This window comes from Burkholderia sp. (assembly GCF_018375725.1).
Lineage (GTDB): Bacteria > Pseudomonadota > Gammaproteobacteria > Burkholderiales > Burkholderiaceae > Burkholderia.
The window spans coordinates 1-7,505 of the sequence record NZ_JAHACR010000214.1; the positions used below are offsets into that span (position 1 = coordinate 1).

The 7,505-nt window shown below is 62.5% G+C and carries 5 protein-coding genes and 1 pseudogene; all 6 read right to left on the reverse strand.

Going from position 1 to position 7,505, the window contains the following annotated elements:
• On the reverse strand, window positions 1-117 hold a 117-nt coding region (locus KH616_RS18540; RefSeq protein WP_147484422.1), incomplete at its 3' end, for a GTP-binding protein.
• A 42-nt stretch (window positions 118-159) separates the two neighbouring features.
• A complete protein-coding gene (fusA, locus tag KH616_RS18545) occupies window positions 160-2,262 on the reverse strand; it encodes an elongation factor G (protein ID WP_292249212.1) in 2,103 nt (700 codons plus the stop codon).
• Window positions 2,263-2,384: 122 nt separating this feature from the next.
• Entirely contained in the window at window positions 2,385-2,855 is a 471-nt protein-coding gene (rpsG, locus tag KH616_RS18550) for a 30S ribosomal protein S7 (RefSeq protein WP_004198359.1), read from the reverse strand.
• A 171-nt stretch (window positions 2,856-3,026) separates the two neighbouring features.
• Window positions 3,027-3,407 carry a 30S ribosomal protein S12 gene (gene rpsL / locus KH616_RS18555; RefSeq protein ID WP_006400662.1) on the reverse strand — a complete coding sequence of 127 codons (381 nt, stop codon included), beginning with the start codon at window positions 3,405-3,407 and terminating at the stop codon, window positions 3,027-3,029.
• Window positions 3,408-3,633: 226 nt separating this feature from the next.
• Entirely contained in the window at window positions 3,634-5,481 is a 1,848-nt protein-coding gene (gene recQ / locus KH616_RS18560) for a DNA helicase RecQ (protein WP_292249607.1), read from the reverse strand.
• 174 nt (window positions 5,482-5,655) lie between these two features.
• A pseudogene (locus tag KH616_RS18565) lies at window positions 5,656-7,505 on the reverse strand (DNA-directed RNA polymerase subunit beta'); the annotation flags it as partial.

The window sequence follows — 7,505 nt, forward strand, 5'->3', positions numbered from 1 at the left end:
CTTCGCCGACAGAACCGTCGCGATCGCCGCCGTCAGCGTCGTCTTGCCGTGGTCAACGTGACCAATCGTACCAACGTTCACGTGCGGCTTGGTCCGCTCAAACTTCTCTTTTGCCATGATTCTCTTCTTTCAAAAAATAATCGGTGGGTCGATGCAGATTTACTTCGACTTCGCGCTGATGATCGCTTCAGCAACGTTGCGCGGAGCTTCAGCGTAGTGCTTGAACTCCATCGTGTACGTTGCACGACCTTGCGTCAGCGAGCGCAGCGACGTCGAGTAACCGAACATTTCCGACAGCGGCACTTCGGCGCGAACGATCTTGCCGCCGCCGACCATGTCTTCCATGCCCTGGACGATACCGCGACGGCCCGACAGGTCGCCCATCACGTTGCCCATGTAGTCTTCCGGCGTCTCGACTTCGACAGCCATCATCGGCTCGAGGACCACCGGGTTCGCCTTGCGCATCGCTTCCTTGAACGCCATCGAACCGGCCATGCGGAACGCGTTTTCGTTCGAGTCAACGTCGTGGTACGAACCGAACGTCAGGTGAACCTTCACGTCGACGACCGGGAAGCCTGCCAGCACGCCCGACTTCAGCGTGTCCTGGATACCCTTGTCGACCGCCGGGATGTATTCACGCGGAATCACACCACCCTTGATCTCGTCGAAGAACTCGTAGCCCTTGCCCTGCTCGTTCGGCTCGAGCGTGATGACCGCGTGACCGTACTGGCCGCGACCACCCGACTGCTTGACGAACTTGCCGTCGACATCCTTCGCCGTCGAACGGATCGTTTCGCGGTATGCAACCTGCGGCTTGCCGACGGTTGCTTCCACGCCGAATTCACGCTTCATCCGGTCGACCAGAATTTCGAGGTGGAGCTCGCCCATGCCCGAAATGATCGTCTGGCCCGACTCTTCGTCGGTCTGCACGCGGAACGACGGATCTTCCTGCGCCAGGCGGTTGAGCGCGAGGCCCATCTTTTCCTGGTCAGCCTTGGTCTTCGGCTCGACAGCCTGCGAAATCACCGGCTCCGGGAACACCATGCGCTCGAGAACGATCGGGCTGGCCGGATCGCACAGCGTGTCGCCCGTGGTCGCTTCCTTCAGGCCGACTGCAGCAGCGATGTCGCCTGCGCGGACTTCCTTGATTTCTTCACGCTGGTTCGCGTGCATCTGCAGAATACGGCCGAGGCGTTCCTTCTTGCCCTTGGTCGAGTTCAGCAGCGTGTCGCCCGAATTGACGACGCCCGAGTACACACGGAAGAAGATCAGCTGGCCGACGAACGGGTCGGTCATGATCTTGAACGCGAGCGACGAGAACTTCTCGTCGTCCGACGCCTTGCGCTCGGCGATTTCGCCATCTTCCAGCTCGCCCTTGACCGGCGGAATATCGACCGGCGACGGCAGGAAGTCGATCACGGCGTCGAGCATGCGCTGCACGCCCTTGTTCTTGAACGCGGTACCGCACAGCATCGGCTGGATTTCGCACGCGATCGTACGGTCACGCAGCGCCTTGATGATGTCGGCTTCCGGCAGATCGCCTTCTTCCAGGTACTTGTTCATCAGCTCTTCGCTGGCTTCCGCAGCCGCTTCGACCATCTTTTCGCGCCATTCCTGGCAGGTCTCGACGAGCTCGGCCGGGATGTCGACGTAGTCGAACTTCGTGCCTTGCGACGCCTCGTCCCAGATGATCGCTTTCATCTTGATGAGGTCGACGACGCCCTTGAAGTTTTCTTCCGCGCCGATCGGCACCACGACCGGAACCGGGTTCGCCTTCAGGCGCAGACGGAGCTGGTCGTAGACCTTGAAGAAGTTCGCGCCGGTACGGTCCATCTTGTTGACGAACGCAAGACGCGGCACCTTGTACTTGTTCGCCTGGCGCCACACCGTTTCCGACTGCGGCTGCACGCCGCCCACTGCGCAATACACCATGCACGCGCCGTCGAGCACGCGCATCGAGCGCTCCACTTCGATCGTGAAGTCGACGTGGCCCGGGGTGTCGATGATGTTGATGCGGTGTTCCGGATAGTTGCCGCCCATGCCCTTCCAGAAGGCGGTGGTAGCAGCGGACGTGATCGTGATGCCACGCTCCTGTTCCTGCTCCATCCAGTCCATCGTTGCTGCGCCGTCGTGAACTTCACCGATCTTGTGGTTCACGCCGGTGTAGAACAGAATGCGCTCGGTCGTCGTCGTCTTGCCGGCGTCGATGTGAGCGCTAATACCGATATTGCGGTAGCGCTCGATAGGAGTCTTACGAGCCACTTTGATCCTCTATTGGGTTGACGCGATACGACCCTTGTCGCATCACGCCTCAACACAAACGGGCGAGGCGCCTGAAAAGCGCACCCGCCCGGAATTTTTCCGCTAAAAGCCCAGCCAGGCGCTTAGAAACGGAAATGCGAGAACGCGCGGTTGGCTTCCGCCATGCGGTGAACTTCGTCGCGCTTCTTCATCGCGCCGCCACGGCCTTCGGCCGCTTCGGAGAGTTCACCTGCCAGGCGCAGAGCCATCGACTTCTCGCTGCGCTTCTTCGCAGCCTCGCGCAACCAGCGCATCGCCAATGCCATACGACGCGACGGACGCACTTCGACCGGAACCTGATAGTTGGCACCACCAACGCGACGGCTCTTCACTTCGACCACCGGCTTCACGTTGTTGAGCGCAACCGTGAACACTTCCAGCGGGTCCTTGCCACCCTTGGTCTGGATCTGTTCGAATGCGCCATAAACGATGCGTTCAGCGACCGACTTCTTGCCGGACAGCATCAGCATGTTCATGAACTTAGCTACATCAACGTTGCCGTACTTCGGATCCGGCAACACTTCCCGCTTGGGGACTTCGCGACGACGCGGCATGTTTCTTCCTTTACTTGTTCAGTTGGAGCTATTCCAGCCCCGCGGCCACCAACTAACCCGATTACATCTCAACGACTAACCAGCTTGGCCGGGTGACCACTTACTCGACAGCACCGGCAATCCGGCACCACCGCCTTGACCGCCCAGAGGCGATCTCCAATCGGAGACTGCTTACTTCGCAGCCTTCGCACGCTTCGCGCCGTACTTCGAACGCGCTTGCTTACGATCCTTGACACCCTGGGTATCCAGCGAGCCGCGAACCATGTGGTAACGCACACCCGGCAAGTCCTTCACACGGCCGCCGCGGATCAGCACAACCGAGTGTTCCTGCAGGTTGTGGCCTTCACCGCCGATGTACGAAATCACTTCGAAGCCGTTCGTCAGACGAACCTTGGCAACCTTACGGAGTGCCGAGTTCGGCTTCTTCGGCGTCGTCGTGTACACACGGGTGCACACGCCGCGACGCTGGGGGCAGTCCTGCAGGGCCGGGCTCTTGCTCTTCGTCGTTTCCGACTGACGGCCTTTGCGAACCAGTTGGTTGATGGTTGGCATTGTTTATTCCTGAAATTGAACAAAATCGGCACATCGATTTCGGGCAAAGCGAGAATCGAGGTGCGTTGACCTCCGGATCCGGGAAGCCGGCGCGAACTTTCGCTCGCGACCAATCCCACCGAGAACCGGAACCTAGCATCATATTCCGGAAATCCCAAGCAAGTCAACAGCTTGCGTGATTTTCCGGGATGGCGCCGACTGGCCGGCCGGGCGAAAGAGACGGGCGTCAGGCGGCTTCGACGACGTCGATGAGCTCGTCTCCGAAGCGTTCGAGCTTGCGGATGCCCATGCCCGGGATGTGGCGCAGATCGTCGATCGTCTCCGGCGCGTTGCGCGCGATCTCGGCCAGGGTCGCATCGTGAAATATCACGTACGCCGGTACGCCGTCCGACTTCGCGGTTTCCGCGCGCCATGCCCGCAGGGCATCCCAGCGTGCGCGCTCGCGCGCGCTCATGCCGGCGGTCGGATCGACCCGGTTGCCACTGCGACTCGACGACTGTCGCGTGCGCTGCGGCTTCACGTAGCGGCGCAACGTGACCTGTTCCTCGCCCTTCAGCACCGGCTTCGCGGCCTCGGTCAGCACCAGCGCTCCGAAGCCGCCGTGATCGACGGCGAGATATCCGTATGCGACAAGCTGCCGGAAAATCGCACGCCACTCCGGTTCGGACAGCGACGCGCCGATCCCGAATGTGCTCAGCGTCTCGTGGCCGCGCTGCAGGATCTTCTCGTTGCGGCTGCCGCGCAGGATCTCGATCAGGTGGCTCGCGCCAAAGTTGAAGCCGCTGGCACGCTGCGCGCGGAACGCGCATGACAGCGCCATCTGCGCCTCACGCGTCGCATCCCACGAATCGGGCGGCTCGAGGCACGTATCGCAGTTTCCGCACGGCTGGCTCGCCTCGCCGAAGTAGTTCAGCAGGCGCACGCGCCGGCACGAGATCGTCTCGCACAGGCCCAGCAGCGCGTCGAGCTTCGACGTCTGCACACGCTTGTGTGCATCGTCGGCGTCGGACTCGTCGATCATCTTGCGCTGCTGCACGACGTCGCCCAGGCCGTAAGCCATCCACGCATTGGCCGGCATTCCGTCGCGCCCTGCGCGCCCCGTTTCCTGGTAATAGCCTTCGACGCTCTTCGGCAAGTCGAGGTGGGCGACGAAGCGCACGTCGGGCTTGTCGATGCCCATCCCGAATGCGATCGTCGCGCACATCACGATGCCCTCTTCCCGCTGGAACATCTCCTGATGCTTCTGGCGCACCTCGAATTCCATGCCCGCGTGATACGGCAGCGCGCGCACGCCCTGCGCCTTCAGCCATTCGGCCGTCTCCTCGACCTTGCGGCGCGACAGACAATACACGACGCCGGCGTCGGTCGTGCCGTCGGCATTCGTGTGCTCGGCACGGATGAAATCGAGCAACTGCGCGCGCGCGTTGTCCTTCTCGACAATCCGATAGCGGATGTTCGGCCGGTCGAAGCTCGAGACGAACACGCGCGCGTCGTCGAGCGCAAGCCGGTGGACGATCTCGTCCCGCGTGATCGCATCCGCGGTTGCCGTCAGCGCGATGCGCGGCACCGACGGAAAGCGCTCGTGCAGCACCGACAGCTGGATGTATTCCGGACGGAAGTCATGCCCCCATTGCGAGACGCAATGCGCTTCGTCGATCGCGAACAGGCCGATCTTCGCGCGGTCGAGCAGATCGAGAAAACGCCCCGTCATCAGGCGCTCCGGCGCGACATACAGCAGATCGATCTCGCCTTCGCGCAGCGCACGCTCGGTCGCCGCCGCCTCGGCGCCCGACAGCGTCGAATTCAGGTAGGCCGCACGTACGCCGACCTCCCGCAACGCGGCGACCTGATCCTGCATCAGCGCGATCAGCGGCGACACGACGATGCCGGCGCCATGTCCCGCCTCACGTCGCAACAGCGCGGGAATCTGGTAGCACAGCGACTTGCCGCCGCCCGTCGGCATCAGCACGAGGCAATCGCCGCCGCCGGCGACGTGTTCGACGATCTCGCCCTGTTGGCCGCGAAATGCGGAATAGCCAAATACTTCGTCGAGAATTTCGTGGGCGCGGGACATGGATGATAGGAAAAACGGCAAACGGCAATGACCGGGATTTTAGCAACCCGCACGCGCATCGCACGGCGAAGCGCGCAACATCGGCCATCAGGACCATAGGACGAAAAAAAACCGCCCAGTCGAAACTGGGCGGTTTCAGCGACAGCGAAACGAGGCGGCTTGCGCCGCCCGCGCTTACTCTGCGGCCGGATGCTGCTGCGGCTGCGGCTCTTCGACAGGCGTGCTCGGCGTACCGAACTCGAATGCCTCTTCCGCTGCGATCTGGTCGAAACGCTCGCGATCCGACGATTCCTTCGCCTTGCGTGCCTTGTGGAACGCGAGACCCGTACCAGCCGGAATCAGACGGCCGACGATCACGTTTTCCTTCAGGCCACGCAGATCGTCGCGCTTGCCCATGATCGCCGCTTCGGTCAGCACGCGGGTCGTTTCCTGGAACGATGCCGCCGAGATGAACGAGTCGGTCGACAGCGACGCCTTCGTGATACCGAGCAGCACGTTCTCGTACGTGGCCGGACGCTTGTCGTCGGCGATCATGCGATCGTTCTCGTCCAGCATGTCCGAACGCTCGACCTGCTCACCCGGGATGAAGCGCGTATCGCCGTTGTCGGTGATCTGCACACGACGCAGCATCTGGCGAACGATCACCTCGATGTGCTTGTCGTTGATCTTCACGCCCTGCAAACGGTACACGTCCTGCACTTCGTCGACGATGTAGCGCGACAGCGCCTCGATACCCTGCAGACGCAGGATGTCGTGCGGATCGGCCGGGCCGTCCACGATCATTTCGCCCTTGTTGACGACCTGACCATCGTGAACCAGAACCTGCTTTTCCTTCGCGATCAGGAACTCGTGCTGGTTGCCCTCGAGGTCCGTGATGACGAGACGCTGCTTGCCCTTCGTGTCCTTGCCGAACGACACCGTGCCGGTGACTTCCGCGAGGATGCCCGCATCCTTCGGCGAACGCGCTTCGAACAGTTCCGCAACTCGCGGCAGACCACCGGTAATGTCACGGGTCTTCTGCGATTCGGTCGGGATACGTGCGAGCACTTCACCGACCTGCACTTGCTGACCGTCCTTCACGGTGATCAGTGCGCCGACCTGGAAGCCGATCTGCACCGAGTGCTCCGTGCCCGGGATCTTCACTTCGTCGCCGTTCGCGTCGAGCAGCTTCACCTGCGGACGCACGCTCTTCGCCGCTTGCGAACCGCGGCGCTTCGCGTCGATCACGACGAGCGTCGACAGACCGGTCACATCGTCGATCTGCTTCGCGACCGTCACGCCTTCCTCGACGTTCTCGAACTTCACCGTACCGCTGTACTCGGTGATGATCGGACGCGTCATCGGATCCCACGTCGCCAGCTGCGTGCCGGCCTTGATCGCCGCGCCGTCGAGCTGCAGCAGTGTCGCGCCGTACGGGATCTTGTGACGTTCGCGCTCACGGCCGAGGTCGTCGGTAATCAGCGCCTCGCCCGAACGCGAGATGACGATCTGCTCGCCCTTCGCATTGGTGACGTAACGCATCGTGGGCGTGAAGCGCACCGTGCCGTTGCTCTTCGCTTCGACCGACGACGCCACTGCCGCACGCGATGCCGCACCACCGATGTGGAATGTACGCATCGTCAGCTGCGTGCCCGGTTCGCCGATCGACTGCGCCGCGATCACGCCGACCGCTTCGCCGACGTTCACGAGCGAGCCGCGGCCGAGGTCGCGGCCATAGCACGACGCGCACAGACCGTAGCGCGTTTCGCAGGTCAGCGGCGTGCGCACGCGCACTTCGTCGATGCCGAGGCGTTCGATCTCTTCCACCGCCGTCTCGTCGAGCAGCGTGCCCGATTCGTACAGCGTTTCCTGCGTTTCCGGATTCACGACGTCCGCCACCGCGACGCGGCCGAGGATACGGTCGCGCAGCGCTTCGACGACTTCACCGCCTTCGACCAGCGCCTTCATCGCCACGCCGTTCGAGGTGCCGCAATCGTCTTCGACAACGACCAGATCCTGCGTCACGTCGACGAGACGACGCGTCA